The sequence below is a fragment of the Streptomyces sp. SAI-135 genome, from assembly GCF_029893805.1.
Lineage (GTDB): Bacteria > Actinomycetota > Actinomycetes > Streptomycetales > Streptomycetaceae > Streptomyces.
In genome coordinates this window covers 57,334-80,631 of the sequence record NZ_JARXYP010000001.1, presented here as the reverse complement: position 1 = coordinate 80,631, position 23,298 = coordinate 57,334, and the positions used below count along the sequence as shown (strand labels likewise).

The following is a 23,298-nucleotide window of genomic DNA, read 5'->3' as shown; positions in this document are numbered from 1 at the left end:
ACGACGGCACCCCTGCTCCCAGCGTTCCAGGAGTCTGTGCCGGTGGACCGCGTGCCCTACTCGACTTCTCACGGCCGCAAGCCGCTTCCGAACGAGCGACAGCCGCGTCCTGGGACCTGTGGCAACGTCTGTCTGGCGTACACCCGCCAGCCCTGCCCCTCCAGGTCTTCGTGGAACGTTGGCGAAATGATCCCCACGCGTTCCCGGGCGGCCCCTGGGACGACGGGATGGTGGCCGCCTACCGAGCCCAGCCACTGATCAAGGCATACCTCGATCACCCCTGGAGTCTTGGATTGGGCTTCCCGGGCTCCCCGTTCCATACGGAGCATCCCGTCATCGGATTCTCCCGCAGCCGTGCTGACTACATCCGTGAGCTCTCCTGGAAGTCTCCACCGGACACTGACGTACTGACGGTCGATGGCTGGTGGCGAGAGAGCGACCGAAGTGCCGTGCACGCATCCTGCGACCCCGAATCGTGTCCTCACGATCCCCCAGGGCCCGCCGTATGGCCGGGCAGCGAGGCCTACCTGTCGCAGCTGCCCCGCGCCACGATTTTGGTACGGGTGCACTGCCACTGCTGATGCCCCCACAAAAGTCGTGCCAGAGCCCGAGTTTGGGCAGTTTCTGTTCAGCAGAGGGCGGCTCGTGGGTGATCGTCCGTTTCAGGGCTCGGTTGGGTGAGGTGGGCTGGTAGCGGGAGCGGCTGCTCGTCTGCGCGAGTCTCAGGTGACCACGCTGGTCTAGTTATCGGCTTATCGGCTAAGGGCTGTCCCGCAACGTTGAGGCGGGCGGTTGAGGGACCGAGAGGTTCGCCGCTTATGCTCCTGTTGTGCAGCTGCCTCGGGATCCGTCGAACGTCACCTATGCCCTGGTGGCAGCGTTTCCGACCCGTCTTGCCGGTGACATGCAGAGCGTCCTGGCGGTCATGCCGGAGGCCAGGCTCGCGCCGACGATGCCCTTCGAGGTCAAGGTGCAGGGCGAGACCGTCGCCATCCCGTCGCGCATCTACAACGAGGAGCCGAGCGCCGACTCGCAGCGGCCGCCCCTGACCGGAACTCAGAAGATGATTTTGCACTGCTTGTACTCCCGGCACAGTGATGGCCGGGTCCGCCAGCGGCACCTTGAGCGGATTGTGGCGTCGGGCGAGCCGTGGGTGGTGCCGTTCGTGGTGCAGTTGGCCGGCGAATACGTGCTGGAGATCGTCGAGGCGATCGGCCGGGGTCTTCCAGGACTCGCCGTCCCGGGCTCGGCCCAGCGCCGCCTCTACGGGGAGTTCATCGCTCGGAATCCGGCCTTCTTCGCCCGCACGGAGCGGCGCGTGGTGAGCTACTGGTCGTGCTACTACCGCTGGAAGTACGGAGCGTTTGGGACGTATCCCGGATACGTCCTTTTGGAAGCGTTCCGGGCCGCTGTGGTGGAACAGGTGGGCGCGCAGTGGCCACGGCACACGCCGCACCCCGCTGGCGGACGCGGGTGAGGGACCTGCCTGAGTAAGCCGGACGACGTGGTTTATGGCGATGGTTCGCTGGCAACCGTGCTTGCGCACTACGGCGTGAGCCTGCCCGACCAGGCGACGGACGTGCGCTTCCATGACGAAGAATCGCTGATCGGTTCCGAAGGGACCCTCTTCCTTCACTTCAAGGTTTCTGACGGGCCTGGCAGGCGTCCTTGGCCCGAAGGGGGTCGGTCGACTCGTTGAAGGCGGCGAGGATGCGCGGGTAGTCATGGTGCTCGGGGGGTGTGTGGTGAGCCAGTCCTGGAGTTCCCGGTGGCGGCACTGGTAGACCACGCCGGAGACCCGCAGGAGTCCTGCCTCATAGGCCCAGTTGAGGAAGGTGCCCAGGCGCCAGGGCAGTCGGCCCCGGACGCAGCAGAGAATGACCACGTAGCGGCGTCCGGCCCCAGCGAGCCAGTACAGCCCGAGCGCGAGCCTGAACGCGGGCATGAACGCGGGCCTGTAGGGCGCGGCCATGTTGGAAACGATTGCGTTCTACGAGCATGAGCGCCGCGTCGCGTTCGCCGACTTCCTCATTATGTGGAATCAGGTTTGTTAAGGAGGCGCCGCAGCAACGGCCTTGCTCAGGGCCTCCTTTAAGTTCACTTGACCTGGTCGTAGCGTCCCAGGAAGTGGAAGGCATTCCCCTTCGCCTGGAACAGAAAGTACAAAGCCCCCGACTTCTGGGGGTCGATGCCGTCGGTACTGACGTGGAAGGTCTTGGCGAGTCCCTTGTAGGTGACGCCGAAGAGTCGCGGCGTTACGGATCGTGGCCGGATGTCAGCCGAGCCGCCCAGCGACTTGAGGGCGCGGGCGACCAGTCCTACCGCGTCGTACGCCTCCGGGGACCAGCGGCCAGGTGTGGTGCCGTACTTCGCGCGGTAGGCGGCCCGGAAGTCGCGGGACACGCTGCCGGGGTCGGTGAAGGGGGTGCCGAACAGCCAGTTGTGGCCTGCCGTTCCGGCCTGTTGGAGGAAGGCCGGATGCATGATGTGCCAGGTGCCGAGGCGCGGGCCGGAGAAGCCCGCCTCGGTGAGGGCACGGGCGCAGCGGGCGGCGCGTTCAGGGGATGTGCCGCTGAAGACGACAGCCTGCGCCCTGGCGGCGAGGGCGGCGCGGACGGCGGGGCCGAAGTCGTCGCTCTCGGCGGCCACGGAGTGGACGCTGCTCGTGCCCTGCTGGGGTGGGTTCTGTGCGACGAAGTTGGTGAGGTCCGAGCCCGTCGGGCCCGCTGCCCGGTCGTCTATGACGGCGGTGCGGTCGACCGGTCGTACGTCGGTCAGGTACGAGATCAGCGGGAGCGCCAGGTAGTCCTCCGGGGCGCGGGTGATGCACAGGGTACGCAGTCTGGCATCGTCGAGTCTCGCGTCGTCCACGGAAATGAGCACCATGCCTGTGTCGGCGGCCTGGTAGAGCGGGCCGGCGGCGAGCGCCGCGGTGGCCGTGTTGGGTCCGAGGACCGCGCTTACCCCGGCCTCGGTCAGGCGCTGGGCCGCCTGTTTGGCCCTCGTCGCGTCGCCCCGATCGTCGGCGGTGTCGAGGGCGAGGCGGAAGGTGATGCCGGCGCGGGCGTTGTGGTGCTCCACGGCGAGCCGCGCCCCGCGCTCCTGAGCGAGGCCGTCCGCCTTGTTCGTGCCGCTGAGGTCGGCCTGGAAGCCGAGGGTGTGCACGGGAAGGGCGCCGCCTGTGACCGCTTTCCCGGCCGCCAGATAGGCGGTGGCCCCTCCGCCGACGGCGGCCAAGGAGGCTGCTGCCGCGCTCCCCATCAGCAGCACGCGCCGTCGGGTCGCAGGGCGGGGGTCCTTCGGGTGCGATGGGGTCGGGTCGGTGGCCCGGGCCTCGTCCGTCGGTTGCCGTGTGGGGCGTTGTGGGGTGGGCACGTCCAGTGCTCGTGCGGAGCGTTCGGCGACCACGCGGAGGAGTGCGGGCGGCAGCCAGTGCCCTTGTTGGTTCTCGGAGATCTCCCGCGCGAGGGGGATGCGTGGGTCCCGGAGCATGGCGGCGGCCTCCTGGGCAGTCGGCCGCCTGGTCGGGTCCTTGGCCAGGCAGGCACCGGTCAGAGCCTGGAGCTCGCTGGGGACGTCCGCCAGGTCCGGCTCCTCGTGCACAGTACGGAAGAGGACGCCCGCTGCGTTTCCGGTGCCGAACGGGCGCCGGCCCGAGGCCGCGTAGGCCAGGACGCAGCCCAGTGAGAAGACGTCGCTGGGCGGGCCGACCTCCCCGGCGCGGGCCTGTGCCTGTTCCGGCGCGAGGAATCCGGGCGTGCCGACGACGGCGTCCGGTGCGGTGAGCTCGGTGGCGCCCGCGGCATACGCGATGCCGAAGTCGATGAGCCGGGGGCCGTCCAGGGCGAGCAGGACGTTGCCCGGTTTCACATCGCGGTGCACCACTCCCGCCGCGTGGACAGCGGTGAGCGCATCGGCCAGCCGGGATCCCAGGGTCCGTACGGCGGCGACGGGCAGCGCGCCGAAGCCGTCGACCGCCTCCACCAGCGAGGGTCCGGGGACGAACTCCGTGGCCAGCCAGGGCTCCTGGGCCTCCGTGTCGGCGGCCACGACCGGCACCAGCCAGCGCCCGGTCAGGCCGCGGACCGCCGTCACCTCGCGCCGGAACCGGGTGCGGAAGGCCGGGTCCGCGGCGTGTTCGGCGCGGATCGTTTTGAGCGCGACGAGCGCCCCGCCTGTCGTGCGGGCGAGGTAGACGACGCCCATGCCGCCCGCGCCGAGCCGGGCAAGCAGTCGATGCCCACTGATGTCCTCGGGGTCGGCGGCAGTTAGGGGCTGCATCAGATGCCGACCTTGCCCGCGTAGGAGTACCGGCCGTCCTTCACTTCGTAGCGGAAGACGTCAGGGCTCTTGAGCAACCACCGGTCCTCCTTGTCGAACGCGTACGTCCGGACCAGTCCCTTGTACGTGCCCTTCTGCAGCAGGTCGTACAGCCTGTTCCCGGAGGGCCGGCCGCCTGCCTCGGTGAGGCGGGTGATGACCATACGGGCCACGTCGTACGCCTCCGCCGCCCAGTAGGGGGGTGCGGAACCGTAGCGCTTCCGGTAGGCGGTGGCGAAGGCTCGGACGGGGGCGGCCGACGGGTCGATGTACGGGGCGAAGATCTGCCAGCCGTCGGCGGCACTGCCCGCGCCGGTCAGGAACTGCGCGTCGGCAGCCGGGTAGCCGAGCACGCGCAGGCCGTTGAAGTCCGTCTGCGCGAGGGCGCGTGCGACGGCCGCGGCGCGGGCGGGGGTGCCCATGTAGACGAAAGCGTCCGGCTGGAGCGCGGCCATCTCAGCGACCACCGGGGCGAGGGTCTCGGCCAGCCGCGGTACGACGCGCGGCTCAGTGGCGATCTTGAGGAAACCGAGGTACTGGAACATCGTATGGCCGAGCTGCCAGGCTGGGATGCCGCCGGCGCGGTCGATCAGCACGCCCACGCGCCGGGCGCCCTGTGTGTACAGGGAGGAGGCCGCCGTGCCGGGCAGGTTTATGTAATCGGGGACGGCCTGGAGGAAGTGACCGGGCTTCGCGGTGCCGTACTCGGACTGCGCGGAGGACACCGTGATCTGAGGGACAAGCTGTGCGTCGTAGCTGTCGAGGCTCGCCCCGGTGGTCTTGTCACCGGTCGAGCCAATGACGGCGAGCAGGTCGCGATCGGCGGCGAGGGTACGGGCCACCTTGCCGGCGCGGGTCGCATCGCCCCGGTCATCGACCGTCTTGAGGGCGAGCGTGAAGGGCTTGTCCTTGCGGGAGTTGAACTGTTCGACGGCGAGCCGGACGCCGCGTTCCTGGGCCTCACCGATGACTTTCTGCGGGCCCGTCAGGTCGGCCTGAACGCCGAGGATCCAGCGGCGGGCGCCGGACGAGGCACTTCGGGCGGCGTCATCGTCGCGCTGTGCGGCCCAGAGGGCGGCACAGCCGCCGGCCGCGAGCAGGGCCGCGCCGCCGCCGAGTATGAGGAAACGGCGGCGACTGGTGAAAGGGGGCGCGTCGGCGGGAACCTCCACCGGCTGTTCGTCCGCCCTCGTGTCGAGGGCCGTCGCCTCGATGTCCGGCAGGGCGAGCATCGCGGCGGAGCGGTCCGCGATGAGCCGTACGACGGCGTCGGGCAGCCAGTCGACGGTGTCCTGTGGTGTGTCCTCGACCAGCGTCTCGTCCACCTCGCGGGCGGTGGGCCGGGCGGCCGGGTCCTTGGCCAGGCAGCGCTCCAACAAGGCGCGCGTGTCGTCGGGGACACCCTCAAGGTCGGGCTCGTCGTGCACCGTGCGGTACAGGAGGGCGTCCACGGCACCGGTGCCGAAGGGCAGGCGGCCGGTGGCGGCGTAGGAGAGGAGACAGCCGAGGGCGAAAACATCACTGGCGGGCGAGGTGGGCTGCGCCTGGGCCTGCTCCGGGGCGAGGAATCCGGGTGTGCCGACAACCATGTCGGCCGAGGTCAGCGCCGTCTCCTCGGTAGCACGGGCGATACCGAAGTCGATGAGGCGGGGGCCGTCGACGGCGAGCAGCACATTGCCCGGCTTGACGTCGCGGTGCACAAGTCCCGCGTCATGTACGGCGGTCAGGGCGCGGGCCAGCATCCGGCCTAGGATGCGCACACCGTGCGGCGGCAGCGGACCGCAGGCGGCGACGGCCTCGGCGAGCGAGGGGCCGGGGACGAAGGCGGTGGCTAGCCAGGGCGCGGGTGCGTCCGGGTCGGCGCCGGTGACCGGCACGGCCCACGGGCTGTCCACGCGCCGTGCGGCGGCGACCTCACGGCGGAAGCGCGCGCGGAACTCGGCCTGGTCGGCGTACTCGGGCAGGATCACCTTGACGGCGGCCAGCTCCCCCGACTCAGCGCGCCCCAGGTAGACGACGCCCATGCCGCCGGCGCCGAGCCGGGCGAGCAGCCGGTGGCCGCCGATGCGGCCCGGGTCGGACGGGGTGAGTTTCTCGGTCATCGGCCCTCGACCTGCTTACTGCCGCTCGGCTGCGGCGTGTTGCGTTCGATCGTGGCTCTGAGGCGGGCGCGCATGCCGACGTGCGGATCCCGCAGCCGGTCGAACAGGTCCGCCCGAGACCAACCCTTGGCACCCTTGGCGGAGACCGCGAGGGTGAACTGGCCGATGCGGGTCTGCTCCCAGATGTACGGGTACGGGCCACCGACTTCGTCGCCCGTGTAGGAGCCGAGCTCGGTAAGAGTGTCATCGGCGTACTCGTTCCCGGAGTCACCGAAAGAGTTCGGGACGTCGTTCAGCGACGTGACCATCTCGTCGGAGCGCAGCCGCTGCTCGGGGCAGCGCATCATCTCTTCCAGGACCTCGGCGTTCTCCCAGTCGGCCTGCTCGGGGGTGTGGTGCACCGTGACGACGGCGCTGAGCCGCAGCGGGCCCTTGGCCCCGCTCGCCGGTATCTCGTAGGAACGGGTCAGGGTAGCGAGGACGTCCTTCGGGAGCGCCTGCTGATGCCAGACACAGTCGTCCCCGAGGACCGGCCAGCGCCGCGGGTCGCTTTCGTACGGAGCCCGGCGGACAGTGTCCGGGCCGAACTCGGAAGGTTTCGCGAGGACCTCTCGCACCAGAGCAGCAGCCTGAGCCGTGGATGTCGGGAGTCTGCCCGGGTCGATGTCGACGACGGCGGTCGGCGACGGGGCGGCGGTGCTTGTGACACCGGCCTTCTGCGTGGCAGTCGGTCCGGACGCTTCAGCTCCACCTGAGGTACAGCCGACCAGCAGTAATCCGCACACCGCGACCGCACAGCCAAGGCGCACCGGCCCCCCGTTCCGCACCACAAGCCTCCTGAGATCACCTGTTCACCACGTGTCGGCCACGATGCTACGCAGCAACTTGCGTGCAGTGAGCAGCCATTGACGATCATGTGGCTGAGCTGTGCCACACCTGTCACACGACCCCGGCACGGACGGAGGCCGTACCGCGCGGATCCGCCTGGACCCACTACAGTGCAGCAATACGCACCAGGCCCCTGGACAACCGGCACGCACTGCGGATCGTCAACGGCTACTTCGCCGAATTCCTCAGCCAATTCCGGACGAGGACTGGGAACTGCCCACTCCCGGCACTCAATGGAACGTCCGCGATCTGGTCCAACACGTCGCTGGAGGCCACATCGCCTTGGTCCGTACACTCCATCCCGACATGTCCGTGGACGAGCCCGCGGCCGCGGGCTCGGACGACGAGGCGGCAGACACATGCCGCCTGTGGGCATCGAAAGCGCAGGGGGCAGTCGACGCACCGGGAGTGCTGGAACGCACGGCACGCCACTCGTCGCTCGGCGAGATGACCGGCGACTCCCTCACCCTCATCCGGTGGGGCGATGTGTGCGTCCATGCCTGGGACGCGGATGTCGCGGGTGAATAGTCCGAGGCGATGCAAGGGCTGCCCTGTCATCCCTGCGGCAACCCCGCGGAGGTACGGCTTGCGCTTGCTCATGGCGTAGCGTGAGCACGGGCGATGCGGAGGGTTTGGTCCGCTGTTCAATGGGCGATTCCGCGGCAACTTCAAACCAGACGGACTTCCGGGTACAGAAGCGAACGAGATGGATGGTCGCGCATTCGCCTGGGGAGCGCCATTCACCGCCTATGGGATGAAGACCCTCAGAGCAGGGCAGTGGCGAGAGCCGCATATAGGGATTTACCTGCATAAACGCCCTCTAAGAGGTCGTTTTCATCTGCCTCGAACAGGTATGGGGCGATTCTCGGGGTGCGGGGTGGCGGTGCGGAAGGGGCTGTGGGTGTGGTCGGGTCCTGTGGGCCCTGCGGGGTGACGGGCGGGGCGGGATGCGACTCGTTCCTGTCTCATCCCAGGATGCCCCCGTCTTCGTGGCCGTGTGCTTCGGGCGCCGTTGCTTCGCGCCTGGCAACCCCCCGATCCGCGGCGATACGCCGGAAGCATGCCGTCGCGACGTCCGTATCCGAGTGATCTGTCCGATGCCCGCTGGGAGTTGATCGAGCCGGTGCTCTCGGCCTGGCGCTTCGAGCGCCGCGGCCGGGCTCTGGACTTCGGCCGGCCACCCGAGCACGACCTGCGCGACATCATGGACGCGATCTTGTATGTGGACCGCACCGGGATCCAGTGGCGCTATCTCCCGCACGACTTCCCGCACTGGAACACGGTCTATGGCTACTTCGCCAAGTGGCAGCAGGAAGGTGTGTTCGCCCATCTCAACGGCCTGCTCAGGCAACTGTTACGGGAGAAGGAAGGACGGAACAGCGAGCCGTCGGCCTGCGTGATCGACGCCCAGAGCGTCAAGACCTCCACCAGCGTTCATGTCTCCAGCCAGGGCATCGACGCCGGGAAAAAGATCGTGGGCAGGAAGCGGAACATCGTCACCGACACCCTCGGTCTCCTGCTGGCCGTGCTGGTCACCGCGGCGAGCGTGCAGGACTCCGTCGCCGGGACCTGGCTCCTGGACCAGGTCGCCGCCGACCACCCCGGCATCCGCAAAGTGTGGGTGGACGGCGGCTACCGCCAGCACCTCGTGGAGCACGCCGCCGCCCTCGGCATCGACATGGAAATCACCGCGCGCGCACCTGGGACCAGGGGCTTCACCCCGATCCCGAAGCGCTGGAGCGTCGAGCGGACCTACGGCTGGCTCATGCTCCACCGCCGTCTCGCCCGCGACTACGAGACCCTGACCGTCCGTTCCGAAGCCATGATCCACCTCGCCATGACCGATCTCATGGCCCGCCGCCTCACCAGCGAGAACACCATCTCCTGGCGCGATCCGACACGGCACACCAAACGGCAGATTCCGGGATGAAACAACGGGAGAAAACGACCTCTAAGACGCCGTTTCTGATGGCGGACCGTTGGCCGCCAGAAACGGGTGGTCTGCCTGAAGGTCCGCTCGGTACGGTGGCCCGGTGTGCTTCTACGCCATGACCTACTACAAGCTGCACTACGCGTGCGTCTCGTGCCGTGTCAGCTTCAAGCGGCGTGCCTATCCGCAGCGGGAGCATCTGTGCCCAAACTGTGCTCGACCCCTCATTTGCGCTGGTCATGACTTCGCCCCTCCGCCCAGGCGTGATGTCCGCGGGTGGTCTGTGGTGGCTGCGGTGCTGGGGGAAGGGCTGCGCTACGAGGGGCGATCGGCCTGCGGATGTGGCAAGGAGCCCAAGTACCGCCCGCGGACAAGAGCCGAACTGCGGGTGCGTCAGATCATTGCCTCAAGGGACGGGCTCCCGCTGTCCGAGACATTTTCCCGACCGGACCCTCTGACTCCGTCGGTTGGCTGACCTCGCACCTCAGCGTGTCAGCCGGCGATGGCTGATGAGGACTGCTGCGACGCCGACGAAAGCCAGGAAGTGCCCGGGCTTGCGCTCGTAGCGGCGGTGCAGGCGGCGGCAGCCGGCCAGCCAGGACACGGTTCTCTCTACCACCCAGCGGTGACGGCCGAGCCGGTTCGATGATTCGGTGCCCTTGCGGGCGATGCGCGGGGAACTCAGCCGGAAGCGTCTTTCTCGCCGACTGCCCTACCCGGCTAGCCATCAACATCATCACCAACAAATGGGCCGTCGTCGTGCTGTTCGCACTCAGCGGCAAGCCCCTCCGGCACGGTGAACTCGTGGACCTGGTCGGGGGCGTCTCTAGTGCTCTGACCGCATAGGTTCACCGGGTTCGTGGTCGTGGCGGTTGGATGTGCAGTGACGTCCGAACCGACCGCTGGAGGCGCGGTGGCCGAGCCTGTCCGTGTGCGCAGACTGACCGACCAGGAGGGGCAGAAGCTGCAGCAGATCGTGCGCCGGGGCAGTACAAACTCGGTGCGCTACCGGCGGGCGATGATGCTGCTGGCCTCGGCCGGCGGGAACCGGGTCCCGGTGATCGCGAAGCTGGTGCAGGCCGACGAGGACACCGTCCGGGATGTGATCCACCGGTTCAACGAGATCGGCCTGGCCTGTCTGGACCCTCGATGGGCGGGAGGCCGTCCCCGCCTGATCAAGCCTGACGACGAGGACTTCGTCGTCGAGACGGCCACCACCCGCCCGACCAAGCTCGGCCAGCCCTTCACCCGCTGGTCCATCCGAAAACTCGTCGCCTACCTGCGCAAAGTCCACGGCCGGATCATCCGCATCAGCCGCGAAGCGTTACGCAGCCTGCTCGCCCGCCGCGGTGTCACCTTCCAGCGCACCAAGACCTGGAAAGGATCCCCCGATCCCGACCGCGACGCCAAGCTAGACCGCATCGAGGAGGTCTTGGACCGCTTCCCTGACCGGGTCTTCGCCTTCGACGAGTTCGGACCGCTCGGAATCCGGCCCACCGCAGGATCAGGCTGGGCACCACGGAAGCGACCCGCTCGGGTGCCGGCCACCTACCACCGCACTCACGGGGTGCGCTACTTCCACGGCTGCTACTCGATCGGCGACGACCGCCTGTGGGGCGTCAACCATCGCAGAAAAGGGGCCGCGAACACGCTGGCCGCGCTGAAGTCGATCCGCGCCGCCCGACCCGACGGCGCACCGGTCTACGTGATCCTGGACAACCTGTCGGCCCACAAAGGCTCCGACATCTGCCGCTGGGCGAAGAAGAACAAGGTCGAGCTGTGCTTCACCCCGACCTACGCCTCGTGGGCCAACCCCATCGAGGCGCACTTCGGCCCGCTGCGGCAGTTCACCATCGCTAACTCCCACCACCCCAACCACACCGTGCAGACCCGGGCCCTGCACGCCTACCTGCGCTGGCGCAACGCCAACGCCCGCCACCGCGACGTCCTGGCCGCCGAGCGCATGGAACGCGCCCGCATCCGCAGCGAGAAGGGCATCCGCTGGGGCGGACGACCCCTCGCCACCGCTGCCTGAGCGACCCGGCGAACCCATGGTCAGAGCACTAGCATCCCCTGTCGTGAGCAATTCGGAGAACGTTCTTGACTGGCTGCAGAACTGGTACGCCGCACAGTGCAACGAGGACTGGGAGCACGAGTGGGGCGTGAAGATCGCCACGCTCGATAACCCCGGCTGGACCGTCACCATCGACCTGGAGGAGACGGACCTGGAGCAACATGAGTACCCCCGCCAGGACGTCAACCGCAGCCCTCACGACTGGGTCTGGGCGTGGACTTCCGAGAAGACCTTTCACGCCAGATGCGGCCCCAGCAACCTCACCGAAGCCCTCGCCTTGTTTCGCTCCTGGGCGACCACGAACACTCCCTGAGCAATCACACAGCGGCGGGCCACAGAACCCGGTGAACCTATGCGGTCAGAGCACTAGCAAGGTACTCACCCAGACATTGCGCAGAGTGCAGAGCTATGGCCTGATCGAGCGTCACGCCTATGCCGAGGCTCCCCCACGGGTCGAATACAGCCTCACCGAGCTCGGCCAAACGCTCGCGGAGCCCATCGCCGCCCTGACCGACTGGGCGAAGACATACGGTGCCGCCGTCGCCGACTTCCAGGAAGCGGCGCGCTCAACACCGGTGCGAAGAAGGTCTGCCTGGCCGACCTGATCGTCCTCGCGGGTGCCGCGGCGGTCGAGAAGGCCGCCAAGGACGCCGGCCACGCCGTGGAGGTGCCCTTCACGCCGGGCCGCGTGGACGCGACCGAGGAGCACACCGACGTCGAGTCCTTCGCCGCGCTGGAGCCGGTAGCGGACGGCTTCCGCAACTACCTGGGCAAGGGCAACCGCCTGCCGGCCGAGTACCTGCTGCTCGACAAGGCGAACCTGCTCACCCTGAGCGCCCCCGAGATGACCGTCCTCGTCGGTGGTCTGCGTGTCCTCGGCGCCAACCAGGGCGGCACGGCGCACGGCGTCTTCACCGACCGTCCGGGCGTCCTGACCAACGACTTCTTCGTCAACCTGCTCGACCTGGGCACGACGTGGAAGTCCACCTCGCAGGACCAGACGGCGTTCGAGGGCCGGGACGCGGAGACCGGCAAGCTGAAGTGGACCGGCACCCGTGCCGACCTGGTCTTCGGCTCCAACTCCGAGCTGCGCGCGCTCGCCGAGGTCTACGCGAGCGACGACGCCAAGGAGAAGTTCGTGAAGGACTTCGTCGACGCGTGGGTCAAGGTCTCGAACCTGGACCGCTTCGACCTCGTCTGATGCCACCGCACCACGTACCGGGGCCGGCTCGCATCGGGCGGCCCGGCCGTCTTCTGAGTTGGCGCAGAGCGTGCGCGTGCGGTTATGCCGATAGTGCTGGCCGTTGCAGGAGTCGTTGTGTGTGAGGCAGGCAGGAGAGAGTGGTAGAACGTTCTGTCTTTACAATATGGGGAACATTGGCTAGCGTCACCTGCGGCAGAACGATCAGTCTTGCTGAACGGATGTGGTTCGCCGTATGCCTTCCAATTCTCCTGGCCGTGAATCGCACGCCTTTGGCTTCAGACCGACTAAGTTGAGGGCGGTCACGCCGAACCGAGGGCTCTCATTGCTGTGCGGCAGCCACCTCCTTGACGGCAGGGAGTGGCGGCACCGCGCCTGAATCCCTCTCCACCCCGGAGCGGTTCGGCAACGTCGCGGTGGAACCTGCGAGCGGCTACCTGTCGACGGCTCAAGCCGTGGGTCTCCGCACCTGCGTGCCGCGAGTGCAACTGACCGCACTCGACACGTCGATGGAGCAGCCGGCCCGGGCTGGCTCCAGCGCAGCGCCGCATTTCACTACGCAACCTGAGGCCGACGCCGTGCAGCACATCCGTCGTGCTGCTGAGCCCTGTCCTTACCTGATCCACGAAGCGGCCTGGCGGAGCCGTGATGCCTAAGGCCGCTCGGTGCGAGTGTCGAGCCGCATCGGACCACCACATGAAAGAGGTATGACGTGACGGACATCGTTGACCTGGGAGAGTTCGGCGAGGAGTTCCGAAGGGACCCGCATCCCGTGTACGCGCAACTGCGAGCACGCGGCCCGGTGCACCGAGTGCGGCTGCCGGAGCCGGATCCTCGCCCGGAGGTCTGGTTGATCGTGGGGTACGAGCAGGCGCGCGCGGCGCTCGCCGACCCACGACTCGCCAAGGACGACAGCAAGAACGGGTTCACAGCCTTTGACGAGGAGTTGATCGGCAAACATCTGCTGGCCGCGGACCCACCGCAGCACACCCGGCTGCGCAGCCTGATCACGCGCGCGTTCACGCCCCGCCGCGTCGAGGAACTGCAGCCTCGGATTCAGCAGATCACCGACGAACTCCTCGACGCGATGCTGCCGCAGGGCCGCGCCGACCTGATCGAGTCCTTCGCCTACCCACTGCCGATCACGGTGATCTGCGAGCTGCTCGGCGTCCCCGAGCTGGACCGCACCGAGTTCCGCAAGATTTCCAATGACGCAGTGTTGCCGGCTGACCTCGATAGCATGCGAGACGCCTTTGTACGGCTCGCCGATTACCTGGATCGCCTCATCGAGGATAAGCAGCGTGGCGGGCCCGGCACCGATCTGCTGAGCGACCTGATCCGCACCACGGCGGAAGACGGCGATCGGCTCTCTCCGGACGAACTGCGCGGGATGGCCTACGTCCTGCTGGTCGCCGGACACGAGACGACGGTCAATCTCATCACCAACGCCGTCCACGCCCTGCTCACCCACCCTGATCAGCTGACTGCCCTGCGCGCCGACATGACCCTCCTCCACGGCACCGTCGAGGAGGCGCTCAGGTACGAGGGCCCGGTGGAGACCGCGACGTACCGGTTCGCCGCCGAGCCTTTGGAGATCGCCGGAGTGCCGATCGCGAAGGGTGAGTGGGTACTGGTCGGACTGGCGGCCGCCGACCGCGACGGGGACCGCTTCTCCGCCCCCGAACGCTTCGACATCAGGCGGGACACCCGCGGTCACGTTGCCTTCGGCCATGGCATCCACCATTGCCTCGGCGCGCCCCTGGCCCGTCTGGAAGCGCGCATCGCGCTCCGATCCCTCCTGGAGCGTGCCCCGGATCTCGCCCTCGATGGCCCGCCGCGGGAGTGGCTCCCGGGTGTGCTGATGCGCGGAGTGCGAAGCCTGCCTGTGCGTTGGTGAATGGCTCGTGACGTCTGTCGCCAGTGGAGGGACCTCTGTGAGTGGCCGGTTTCCGTATGAGTTTTAGGAGAGAACGTGGATGTTCATGGGGGCGGCCGTGTGCTTTCGCACGTGCAGGAAGTGTGCGGTGTCCCACGGTGCTGTCTGGATGAGGATCAACTACTAAGGAGCAACCGTGACTGATGGACTTCCCAAGCGCAGGGGACACCGCATCACCGTCGAGCCGAGCGATCGGCATGTGCGTGCGGTGCGAGACGGCACAGTGCTGGCGGAGAGCGACGAGGCGTTGGTGCTGCGCGAGACGGGTTGTCCCGACGCGTACTACATCCCGTTCCAGGACGTACGCCTCGACCTTCTGGATCCGTCCGACACCCGCACCAACTGTCCCTTCAAAGGTGACGCTTCATACTGGTCGCTGCCGGATGCGGCCGACCTGGCCTGGGCGTACCTCGACCCGAAACCGGAAGTGGCCGAGATCAAGGAGCATCTCTGCTTCTACGAGGTGCAGGTGTCCTGACGAGTTGGTACACAACGGTGGGCGGTCGTGCGTGACCTGGGCACACCTTCATGAGCGATCGAATGTCGGTCATCGAGCAGACCAGTGCACGCAGCCGATGACGCAAGCAAGCTAGTGACCGCTGCATTTGAGGCCGAAGTCAACGCCTGCTCGGCCGATCGGTTTCCGAACCCGCGAGCAGGGGTGCCGTGCGCACGAACCGGCCGAGGTCCTGGACGCCGTGCTGAAGTCCGCACAGCCGGGCGCGATGAGGGCGATCCAGGCCATCGGCGACGGCGCGGCTCTCACCCGGGTGTCGACCTCGTCGAAATCGCACGCTGCCGGGCTAGACAGCCCGCAGCAGAACCCGGCAGGCAGCGGCGACGGACAAGGCAGAGGGAGAGGGCGGGGCAGTATGCGGTGGGAGTTGCGGCTGCGGGCCGCCGAGCGAGGCGTATTCCAAGCCCTCGAGATGCGCCGCCTGCTGGCGCAGGGCCGGACTGCCCGTCTGCGCGGGCAAGATGTCGGCCCTGCGGTCCACCACCATGGCCCCGGGGCCGGTACGGCTCGACGATCTCGAGTGTCCGGCGGCTGGATCACCGCCGCCGACCCGCCCGAGACCGGATCCGGCGAGCACCCCTCGAGTGGGCCGAGGGCGGGGGAGAGGCGTGGCCGGGCCCGCGCCCGGTGCGGCCGAAACTGCCGCCGTTGTGACGCCCCGAAATGCCTCCGCTGTCCCTGCCAGCGCACCCGCCATCCTTGGAGGCGGACCCGCCGCGGCCGCTGCTGACGCATCCGCCGGCGGGGCCTGGTGTCTGGTCGATCGATGCCTGCCGGGACGGGACAGATCAGGGCGCCCAGCCAGGCGGGCCGTCAAGGCCGTTTTCTCGCAGGGGAGTTGAAAGGGCTGGTGCGCGGCTGGGGCCGTCCCCGGCTGGGTTCGGGCTGTGGGGTGAGGCCGGTGGCGTACACCCTCCCGCGGATCGACGTCTGTTTCGTCTGTCTGCCTGGCGGCCCGCACACACCGCCGCCGTGTGTGGCTTGCGGTCGCAGCGGCTTCTTCTTCCATCAGGGCCTGTGCACCGGCTGCCACCCCCATTCATCGGACCGTCGGGACTTGTGTCCGGACTGCTCTGCCTGGGGGACCAGCGCGGCCTCGCGGTGGCGGTGCTGGGGCTGCCTGGGCCGGCACCGCAAATTCTCCTCACAGGGCCCGGACGGCCCCTGCGCATGGTGCGGGCGCTCGGTTGCCCTCAACGGGGACCGGGCTTGCCGGTGGTGCTGGCTGCAGCGGTCCCGGCTGGGCCGTGCGACGGGAGACCTCCATGCCTCCTACGAACAGGCTCTGGGGTGACACCGACGCAGCCGCAACCCAGCTCCCGCCCGCCTGACGAGTCCGAGGACGCGGGCCAGACGGGCCGATTGATCTTTCGCGTTTCTACGCGGCGGCGGTGCAGCGAGCGCGGGGCAGAGGTGGTCAGGTGCTGGCTGGTGAGGGCGTCCAAGGCGAGGAACAGCGGCCGTGGCATCTGGGCCTGGTGGTGTCAGTGCCTCGCCGCATACTGGCGGCCATGCAGATGACGGAGCACGCACTCAAACGGGCCTGGCGCCAGACAGTGGCAGGCTCTGACCTGCTCGATGACGCCATGTTCCCGCCCACCGGCAGCTCACGCGACCAGTACACACAGCGCGCAGGCGATCCCGGTGGCCTCTTCCTCGTCCTGGACGAAGACGGCACTGTGCGCGGCTACCGCAGCCCCTACCGGGAAATCTTCACCACTCAGGACCTCGACCAGGTGCTGTACTTCGTTGCCGAGGAAGCGGTTCGTGGTCTCGCCGAGTACATCGTGGCTCACACTCCGGGCCACGGCCCGGTCACCAGCCTCGTCACTGGCCAAGCCCAGATGCTGGACGGATCAACCCCGCTTGGGGAAGCCGATTCCGTAGCGGCGGCATGGATGGTCCGCAGACGGCACAGCCGTGCGAACGCGACCCGCTGGAACGCCTCGCCTGGATCGCCGGCACATGGCGCGAGAAGGACCCCTACACCAACCTCGCCTTCTTCCGTGGCGAGGGCATCAGCGCCGAGCAGATCGCCCTGCTCCACGGGGCGAATCCCGAACAGGTCGCCGCCGGGACACGCCTGTCGGACCTGTGCAGCATGGACGGCACCGGCCGCGACTCCTGGGACATCGCCTGGGAGAGCTGCTGCTTCGGGCAGGCAGGAGACTGGGCGTTCGTGATGTACCACGAGACACCACCCGGCAGCCGGGCCGACAACGCGGCTCTCTCCCGGCTCGGAGTCACCGAGACCGTGCGGCTGAGCGCCACCGCCGCCAAGGCCATCTACACCTTCGACTACATGCGTGACGGCCGCCGTATCGACGACGACTGGGGTGTCCTGGAGCTGATCTGGTACGAGCGGGGCCGCGCCCCCTACTACCGCGGCGGCCAGCTCGACTTCCTCAACCAGGCCATACGCCGCGCCGAGCTGGATCACCCCGAGCTGACCGGCGAGTTCGAGTTGTACTTCCACGCTCTGGAAACCGCACTCGGCCTTCAACTGCCCCGGCAAGACATCCAGCAGGAAACTGTCCACGCCGCACAGTGGGTACGAAGCAACGGTTGACGACACCCTCGACCGCTTTGAGGCGTCTTCAAGAAACGTACGGCCTGAACCTATAGACCGTACGAGACCCCGGGCACCTGCGGCCCGGGGTCTCTCTGTGCTCTGGAATGTTCAGCGGCACACTCACGGAGAACACCTTCGCCGTCGACGTGCGCGCCTGCTCGCCGATCTCCTTCAGCCAGGCGTTGGCGCCAGCCCGTTCGGTGCTCATGAGGTTTTCCTCTCCCGTGTGGGGACGTGCCCAGCCGGACGGGCGCCCCAAACGCCGCGCACGCCGGTAGGTTGCCCTGTTACGGCGCGGAAGGGAGGACCAGCAAGTGCCTGAGCGGAACATCGAGTTCGGCAAGTACGGTGCCCGCGGCATCTAGGGCCACGAAGCCGTCGCCCGCCAACTGGACGCGCTGGCTGGTTACATCGCCACTCCCGTCACCGCCCGGCGAGGCCTCCTGGCCCGCCTGCAATACCTCACCCGCACCCCCCACGCCCTGGCGGCGGCCCGCGCGGCCGGGCTGACCGTCACCGACCGCACCCTGCGCGCCTGGACGGCCGGCACCCGCGTCCTGACTGACGACCCCGCCATCCACGCCCTCCTGCAGGAACTGGGTGGGGCCCTGGACGTTCCGCGCGCCGATGTTTCCGCTTGGAGGGTCGGTCATGGCGAGATGGATCATGGCTTCGGAGCGGTGCGGATGGGTTTCGTAGTCACGCGCCAGACGCCGGTGCAGCATGAGCCACCCGTAGGTCCGCTCGACCCACCGTTTCGGGACGGGGTGAATCCCCTGGTCCCATGGGTGCGTTGGACGATTTCGAGGTCGATGCCGAGGGTGGCGGCGTGTTCGACGAAGTGCTTGCGGTAGCCGCCGTCGACCCAGACCTTGCGCAGGGTGGGGTGCTCGGTGGCGGCCTGCTCGAGCAGGGTGCGGCCGGCCGTGGAGTCCTGGACCCCAGCCGCAGTGACCAGCACTGCGAGCAGCAGGCCGAGGGTGTCGGTGATGATGCTGCGCTTGCGGCCCACGATCTTTTTGCCCGCGTCGATGCCTTGCGTCTTGGCGGGGACGGAGGTGGAGGTCTTGACGCTCTGGGCGTCGATCACGCAGGCAGAGGGATGACGGTGTTTGCCCTCCTGCTGACGCACCAACTCCCGTAAGAGACCGTTGAGCTGGGCGAAGATGCCGTCGGATTGCCACGTGGCGAAGTAGCCGTAGACCGTGTTCCAGTTCGGGAAGTCGTGAGGCAAAGAGCGCCACTGCACCCCGGTGCGGTCCACGTACAGGATCGCGTTCATGATTTCGCGCAGGTCATGCTCGGGCGGCCGACCGAAGTCCAGGGCCCGACGCCGGCGTTCGAAGCGCCATGCGGACAGGACCGGCTCGAGCAACTTCCAGCGGCATCGGACAGATCACTCGGATACGCACGTCGGTCGGCCATGTCCTGGACGTACCGCCGTCCCGGGGCGTGCGCCCAGGCGTGCATCCTGCCTGGTGGAAGCACGGAACAGATCCGGGCATCCTGGAATGAGACAGGCGTAAGCCGACTCGTGCCCCAGACTCCACACCATCGGCCTCAGGAAGCAAGACCGTCTCGGCAGCCCCACCCGCACCAGTACATCGGCGGGCGCAATAGCGGAGTTATAACCGCACTAGAGATGAAAACGCCCTCTTAGTGAGCGTTTGATTCTGGTAATGGATGGTTTGTGGCGTATTTCAGGAGCCGGGTCGAGCGCCTAGTGAAGCGATTCGCCGGAAACATCACTTCTGTCGCAATCAGTCAGCCAGTTATGCGCCGGTTTCCACACAAGAGCTCCTGTCTCATTCAGAAATCTACCGGTTCACGCGAGCTTGAGAACGCACGCCCCCGGTGCAACCGACACCCCCGCACATGCCCTGCTCAGGCCGACCGCCACCGCATACCCAGGCATCATGCAACCCTCTCGGCCCTACCCCAGCGACCTGTCCGACGCCCGCTGGGAACTCATCCGCCCCACCCTCGAAGCCTGGCGCCAGGCCCGCAACGGCATCCGCAAGCCCACCCACGACCTGCGCGCCCTGATGAACGCCATCCTCTACGTCGACCGCACCGGCATTCCCTGGCGCTACCTACCCCACGACTTCCCGCCCCACCAAAGCGTCTACGGCTACTTCGCCCTCTGGGAAGCCGACGGCATCTTCGACCAGCTCACCGGCCTGTTACGCGGCAAAGTCCGCCAAGCCGAAGGCCGCTCGAGCGAGCCCAGTGCGTGCCTGATCGACAGCCAGAGCATCAAAACCTCCGCCACCGTCCACCTGACCGGCCAAGGCATCGACCCGGCCAAGAAAATCATCGGGCGCAAACGGCACATCGTCACTGACACCCTCGGACTCCTCCTGGCCGTCACCGTGACCGCCGCCAGCGTCCACGACTCCGCCGCCGGCACCCACCTCCTGACTCGAGTCCGCGAACGCCATCCCACCATCACCAAAGCCTGGGCCGACAACGGCTACAAGACCAAGGCGGTCGAACACGCCGCCCAAATCGGCATCGACCTGGAAATAGTCCAGCGCGACCCAGCCGTCCGCGGCTTCACCGTCCAACCACGCCGCTGGGTCATCGAACGCACCCTCGGCTGGCTCATGCACCACCGACGCCTGGCCCGCGACTACGAAACCCACCCCCACCGATCAGCCGCCATGATTCAGCTCGCCGCCATCAACCTCATGACCCGCCGCCTCACCCACGAAGCCACCCCCAACTGGCGCGACAGCTAAACCAAATGAAACAGACAACCCAGAATCAAACGCTCACTTATGCCGGGTCCCCGGGGTCCGCCTTGAGCAGCAGTCTGTGCAAGGTTGCCAGTTCGTCCGGCGTCAGTGCGCCGAGGGTGTGCTGCATGACGCGTTCGACGACCTTGGCCCCTTCGAGTCGTAGCCGTTCTCCTTCCTCGGTGGGGCGGTGTCGGACAGCGCGGCCCGGCGCGGAGACCCGCTCGATGAGCCCTCGGCCGATCATCCGGCCCGCCAGCGTGCCGATCGACTGGTCCGTCTGGAACGTCAGCACCGCGAGCGCATGCAGAGACGCGTCCGGTTGGGCGTGCAGATGCCTCAGCACATCCCGCTGTGGCAGGGACAGGCCGAGCTCGCCCAAGCCGATGTTCGCCGCGCGATGGTGGTGCCATTGCAGTCGTTTGACCGCCAGTCCGACGTCCTGCAATGTCACGGCAGTCATGGTGATGCCCTTCAATCTCAGTATCCTTAGCTATATGTCCTCATCCTATGAGGAGCAGTGACTTGGCACCTCCGTGAGCTGCGGTCACCGCCGATGGCAGTGGGGTGATGTGACCGAGGTGAGGAAGCGCGAGACCCATTGAGATCACGAGCGCCGGCGTCGGCGAAGTTCTCCGCCGTCAGGTCGGCTGTCTGCAGGGCGTGATCTATCCGAGTGATGACGGACGCCACGTCCGCTCGGATGGGTACCATCGCGACTCCCTGCCCGTGGCCTGCAGCAGTCGGCATGTCTCCGCCTTGACGGATATGGCTGACTGACAAGCACATTGAGTGGTCGGGTGTGGGCGACGCGACCGCTGGTTCATCGGCCGAAGGCCGGTTGGTATCGGTCATCGTTCGCTTGCCCGGCTTGAGTGGTCGCCGTTCTATGGCAGGTGTGGCGGTACGGGCGCACCTGCACTCATGCCGTTGCGCCCGTGCGTCTCACGCAACTGTCACCTCGACTCCGGGCAGGACTATGCGAACGTCGAGTTCCGGTGCGATGCGGGCGACTGCGTCGGCGTAGTGGCGGGGGTCGCGGTCGGTCTTGGTCATGATCTGGTCACCGAGGTGACCGCTGTGGAAGGCGTAGTGCTGGGGGACGGCGAGTGTTGGCTTGAGAACGGCCGTCAGGTCTGCGGCCTGTTGGGCGTTCATGACCATCTGTTGACGGTTGAGCGGCCTGACGCACAGGCCGTTGATTGGCAGGAGGGCCAGGTCGAAGTGGCCGAACCGTTCCGGAAGGGTGTCGAGTTCCGGTACGCGGAGGGAGTCGCCTCCGAAGAAGACCGTGCGTCCGCCGGCCTGGAGGACGAAGGTGACCTCGTGGACGCCGTGCTGGCCTGGCGTTGCGGTCACGGAGAGGCCCTTGACGGTGGTTTCTTCCCAGGGCTCGATGGCCCGGACGTCACGAAAGCCCTTGCTCCGTGCGATGGATGCCACGGTACCGGGGCCGATCAGGGGCGTGTCGAGATCGAAGCCTCCGGCGATGAGGGCGTCCAGGTCGCAGTGGTCGTAGTGCTCATGGCTGATGGCGACGGCATCGATGCGACCGAGTTCTTCGACGGTCAGATGAGTCGGTTCGCCCGGGTAGTACGTCGCGGTCTGGGTGAACCAGGGGTCGGTCAGTACACGGATCTCACCGAACTCGATCAGCTGGCAGGCGTGATCGATGCGGGTCACCTTCAGTGGGGTCTTCACGTGGGTCTCCTTGCCTGAGGGGCGTGCGTGGGTGGTTGTTACCGATCACCGATCAGCGATCACGGATTACCGATCAGTGATTGCCGGTCAGCGGTTGCCGATGTCGAGGAGGGTGCCCAGCAACTCTTCGGGCGTCTCGATTTGCGGCATGTGGCCCGAGCGGGGCAGCGGCGTGAACTTGGCTATCGGGAGCGCTGCCGCGTAGGCCCTGCCGTATTCGGTGGTGACGATGCGGTCGCTTTCTCCCCACACGACATGGAAGGGGATGTGTATGTCGGCGAGTCGTTTGGCGAGTGTCGGGTCGGACATGGTGAGGCCGGTGTAGCTGACGAGCGCGGCGACGTCCGGTCCTGGTCCCTTGCCGCCGGTGTGTGTCGGGGTGGGTGCCTTGCGCGGGTCGTGGAAGGAGCGGGTGTGCAGTTCGGCGGGGGTCAGGCCCCTGAGGTCCGCCATCGGGCTGCCGTCGACCTCGATGCCGATTCCGTTGATGATCACTCCGCCGCTGACGCGGGGGCTGCCCTGGAGGGCGATCTCCGCGGCCAGCCATCCGCCGAAGGAGTTGCCGATCACGGTGACGTCGCTGACGTCGAGTGTGTCCAGCATCGCGATGTAAGCCTTCGCGAGGTCGGAGACGCTGGTGAGGGCGGTGTTCCTCGGGGTGCCGTCGAAGCCGGGGTGCGTGGGCAGGAAGACGCGGGAATGAGTGCGCTCGGCCAGCAGGTCGGCGAATCCTGCCATGGTCGCCGGGCCGCCCCCGCCGTGGAGCAGCAGGTACGGGCGGGTGCGGTCGCGGTCCTGGACGGTCACGTCCACCGGGCCGAGGGAACTCACGTGGACGGTGGCGGTTTCGGTGCGGGTGGGGCGCAGACTGCCGGCTGCGATCGGTTTGCTCATCGCTTCCCTCTTCTCCAAGGCTTGAGGCTTATGTAAGGGACCTTAGATCAGGTTACTTATATAAGCAACCTGATCTGGCCGGGGTTCTGTGAAGGAATCGTGTGGCCCGTCAGGGTGTCGAGTGTCCATTTGGGTGCGTTACAGAATCTTTTGGATGTTGTTAGAGGGTGGGAAGCGGTGCTGCAGATCGCCTTCTGGGTTGAGGAGGTTGGGTGGATTCCCGGGCGGTGGTGCGACGGGTCTCGCCCTTGGAAGGGCGTCCCCCCGAGTGGCGTAGCTGATCAAGCTGACGGAATCCCCAGGTCGCGGCCCGAATCGCCCTCGCCGGAGGCCCTGTTAAAGCTCGCCGGGCGGGGATCAGCGGTGATCGCGCGACCACTGGCGGCGCCACGCACCGGACGGCTCCAAAGCGGGGGCGACGGACC

The 23,298-nt window shown here is 67.5% G+C and carries 16 protein-coding genes and 6 pseudogenes; 13 read left to right on the top strand and 9 right to left on the bottom strand.

Annotated elements, in window-relative coordinates; all coding sequences use genetic code 11:
* The first annotated feature begins 829 nt into the window (after nt 1-829).
* The gene (locus M2163_RS00415; RefSeq protein ID WP_280855065.1) at nt 830-1,477 is read left to right on the top strand and encodes a hypothetical protein; all 648 of its coding nucleotides are present in this window, start codon (nt 830-832) and stop codon (nt 1,475-1,477) included.
* A 620-nt stretch (nt 1,478-2,097) separates the two neighbouring features.
* Here M2163_RS00415 and M2163_RS00410 read toward each other — a convergent pair.
* Genes M2163_RS00410 through M2163_RS00400 form a run of 3 tightly spaced genes read right to left on the bottom strand, consistent with a single transcriptional unit; the run spans nt 2,098 to nt 7,039 of the window.
* Complete coding sequence (locus tag M2163_RS00410) at nt 2,098-4,281, bottom strand: bifunctional serine/threonine-protein kinase/ABC transporter substrate-binding protein (RefSeq protein WP_280892848.1); 2,184 nt, start codon at nt 4,279-4,281, stop codon at nt 2,098-2,100.
* Nucleotides 4,281-6,422, bottom strand: coding sequence for a bifunctional serine/threonine-protein kinase/ABC transporter substrate-binding protein (locus tag M2163_RS00405; protein ID WP_280892847.1), 2,142 nt, complete (start codon nt 6,420-6,422; stop codon nt 4,281-4,283). Before M2163_RS00405 ends, M2163_RS00410 begins: the two co-directional genes overlap by 1 nt.
* Entirely contained in the window at nt 6,419-7,039 is a 621-nt protein-coding gene (locus M2163_RS00400; protein WP_280855068.1) for a hypothetical protein, read from the bottom strand. Before M2163_RS00400 ends, M2163_RS00405 begins: the two co-directional genes overlap by 4 nt.
* A 310-nt stretch (nt 7,040-7,349) precedes the next feature.
* On the opposite strand from M2163_RS00400, the gene M2163_RS00395 reads away from it, so the two are divergent.
* Complete coding sequence (locus M2163_RS00395) at nt 7,350-7,838, top strand: maleylpyruvate isomerase N-terminal domain-containing protein (protein WP_280892846.1); 489 nt, start codon at nt 7,350-7,352, stop codon at nt 7,836-7,838.
* 532 nt (nt 7,839-8,370) lie between these two features.
* A complete protein-coding gene (locus tag M2163_RS00390) occupies nt 8,371-9,240 on the top strand; it encodes an IS5 family transposase (RefSeq protein ID WP_280892845.1) in 870 nt (289 codons plus the stop codon).
* A 484-nt stretch (nt 9,241-9,724) separates the two neighbouring features.
* On the opposite strand, the pseudogene M2163_RS00385 reads toward M2163_RS00390, so the two are convergent.
* Nucleotides 9,725-9,919: pseudogene (locus M2163_RS00385) on the bottom strand (transposase); the annotation flags it as partial.
* Here M2163_RS00385 and M2163_RS00380 point away from each other — a divergent pair.
* The 7 genes and pseudogenes from M2163_RS00380 to M2163_RS00350 form a co-directional block, all read left to right on the top strand.
* Nucleotides 9,886-10,083 (top strand): annotated as a pseudogene (locus tag M2163_RS00380) (hypothetical protein); the annotation flags it as partial. The pseudogenes M2163_RS00385 and M2163_RS00380 overlap by 34 nt on opposite strands.
* A gap of 70 nt (nt 10,084-10,153) precedes the next feature.
* Entirely contained in the window at nt 10,154-11,275 is a 1,122-nt protein-coding gene (locus M2163_RS00375; protein ID WP_348541022.1) for an IS630 family transposase, read from the top strand.
* Between the two features lie 43 nt (nt 11,276-11,318).
* Nucleotides 11,319-11,627 (top strand): immunity 53 family protein, encoded by a 309-nt coding sequence (locus M2163_RS00370; protein WP_280855070.1) that lies wholly within the window; start codon nt 11,319-11,321, stop codon nt 11,625-11,627.
* A 52-nt stretch (nt 11,628-11,679) separates the two neighbouring features.
* Nucleotides 11,680-11,919: pseudogene (locus tag M2163_RS00365) on the top strand (helix-turn-helix domain-containing protein); the annotation flags it as partial.
* Nucleotides 11,883-12,515: pseudogene (locus M2163_RS00360) on the top strand (peroxidase family protein); the annotation flags it as partial. The pseudogenes M2163_RS00365 and M2163_RS00360, both read left to right, overlap by 37 nt.
* A gap of 712 nt (nt 12,516-13,227) precedes the next feature.
* On the top strand, nt 13,228-14,412 hold the full coding sequence (locus tag M2163_RS00355; protein ID WP_280855071.1) for a cytochrome P450: 1,185 nt from the start codon (nt 13,228-13,230) through the stop codon (nt 14,410-14,412).
* A gap of 175 nt (nt 14,413-14,587) precedes the next feature.
* Entirely contained in the window at nt 14,588-14,929 is a 342-nt protein-coding gene (locus M2163_RS00350; protein ID WP_280892844.1) for a DUF427 domain-containing protein, read from the top strand.
* Between the two features lie 1,646 nt (nt 14,930-16,575).
* On the opposite strand, the gene M2163_RS00345 is transcribed toward M2163_RS00350, so the two are convergent.
* Complete coding sequence (locus M2163_RS00345; protein ID WP_280855073.1) at nt 16,576-16,806, bottom strand: hypothetical protein; 231 nt, start codon at nt 16,804-16,806, stop codon at nt 16,576-16,578.
* A 56-nt stretch (nt 16,807-16,862) separates the two neighbouring features.
* On the opposite strand from M2163_RS00345, the gene M2163_RS00340 reads away from it, so the two are divergent.
* Entirely contained in the window at nt 16,863-17,537 is a 675-nt protein-coding gene (locus M2163_RS00340) for a hypothetical protein (protein ID WP_280855074.1), read from the top strand.
* A 317-nt stretch (nt 17,538-17,854) separates the two neighbouring features.
* A pseudogene (locus tag M2163_RS00335) lies at nt 17,855-18,079 on the top strand (transcriptional regulator); the annotation flags it as partial.
* Nucleotides 18,080-18,184: 105 nt separating this feature from the next.
* Here the strand turns inward: M2163_RS00335 and M2163_RS00330 are convergent.
* Nucleotides 18,185-18,965, bottom strand: a pseudogene (locus tag M2163_RS00330) (IS5 family transposase); the annotation flags it as partial.
* A 491-nt stretch (nt 18,966-19,456) separates the two neighbouring features.
* On the opposite strand from M2163_RS00330, the gene M2163_RS00325 reads away from it, so the two are divergent.
* A complete protein-coding gene (locus M2163_RS00325; RefSeq protein WP_280892843.1) occupies nt 19,457-20,281 on the top strand; it encodes an IS5 family transposase in 825 nt (274 codons plus the stop codon).
* A gap of 37 nt (nt 20,282-20,318) precedes the next feature.
* On the opposite strand, the gene M2163_RS00320 is transcribed toward M2163_RS00325, so the two are convergent.
* The 3 genes from M2163_RS00320 to M2163_RS00310 form a co-directional block, all read right to left on the bottom strand.
* Nucleotides 20,319-20,756: a MarR family winged helix-turn-helix transcriptional regulator gene (locus M2163_RS00320; protein ID WP_280855075.1), complete on the bottom strand. Its 438-nt coding sequence runs from the start codon at nt 20,754-20,756 to the stop codon at nt 20,319-20,321.
* A gap of 467 nt (nt 20,757-21,223) precedes the next feature.
* Entirely contained in the window at nt 21,224-21,979 is a 756-nt protein-coding gene (locus M2163_RS00315; RefSeq protein WP_280892842.1) for an MBL fold metallo-hydrolase, read from the bottom strand.
* 87 nt (nt 21,980-22,066) lie between these two features.
* Nucleotides 22,067-22,873, bottom strand: coding sequence for an alpha/beta hydrolase (locus tag M2163_RS00310; protein ID WP_280855077.1), 807 nt, complete (start codon nt 22,871-22,873; stop codon nt 22,067-22,069).
* Nucleotides 22,874-23,298: the final 425 nt, after the last annotated feature.

Bases quoted from the DNA above. Each gene is read 5' to 3' on its own strand.
- M2163_RS00410 (WP_280892848.1), bottom strand. From the start codon at position 4,281: ATGCAGCCCCTAACTGCCGCCGACCCCGAGGACATCAGTGGGCATCGA.
- M2163_RS00405 (WP_280892847.1), bottom strand. From the start codon at position 6,422: ATGACCGAGAAACTCACCCCGTCCGACCCGGGCCGCATCGGCGGCCAC.
- M2163_RS00390 (WP_280892845.1), top strand. From the start codon at position 8,371: ATGCCGTCGCGACGTCCGTATCCGAGTGATCTGTCCGATGCCCGCTGG.
- M2163_RS00340 (WP_280855074.1), top strand. From the start codon at position 16,863: ATGGATGGTCCGCAGACGGCACAGCCGTGCGAACGCGACCCGCTGGAA.
- M2163_RS00325 (WP_280892843.1), top strand. From the start codon at position 19,457: ATGCAACCCTCTCGGCCCTACCCCAGCGACCTGTCCGACGCCCGCTGG.
- M2163_RS00310 (WP_280855077.1), bottom strand. From the start codon at position 22,873: ATGAGCAAACCGATCGCAGCCGGCAGTCTGCGCCCCACCCGCACCGAA.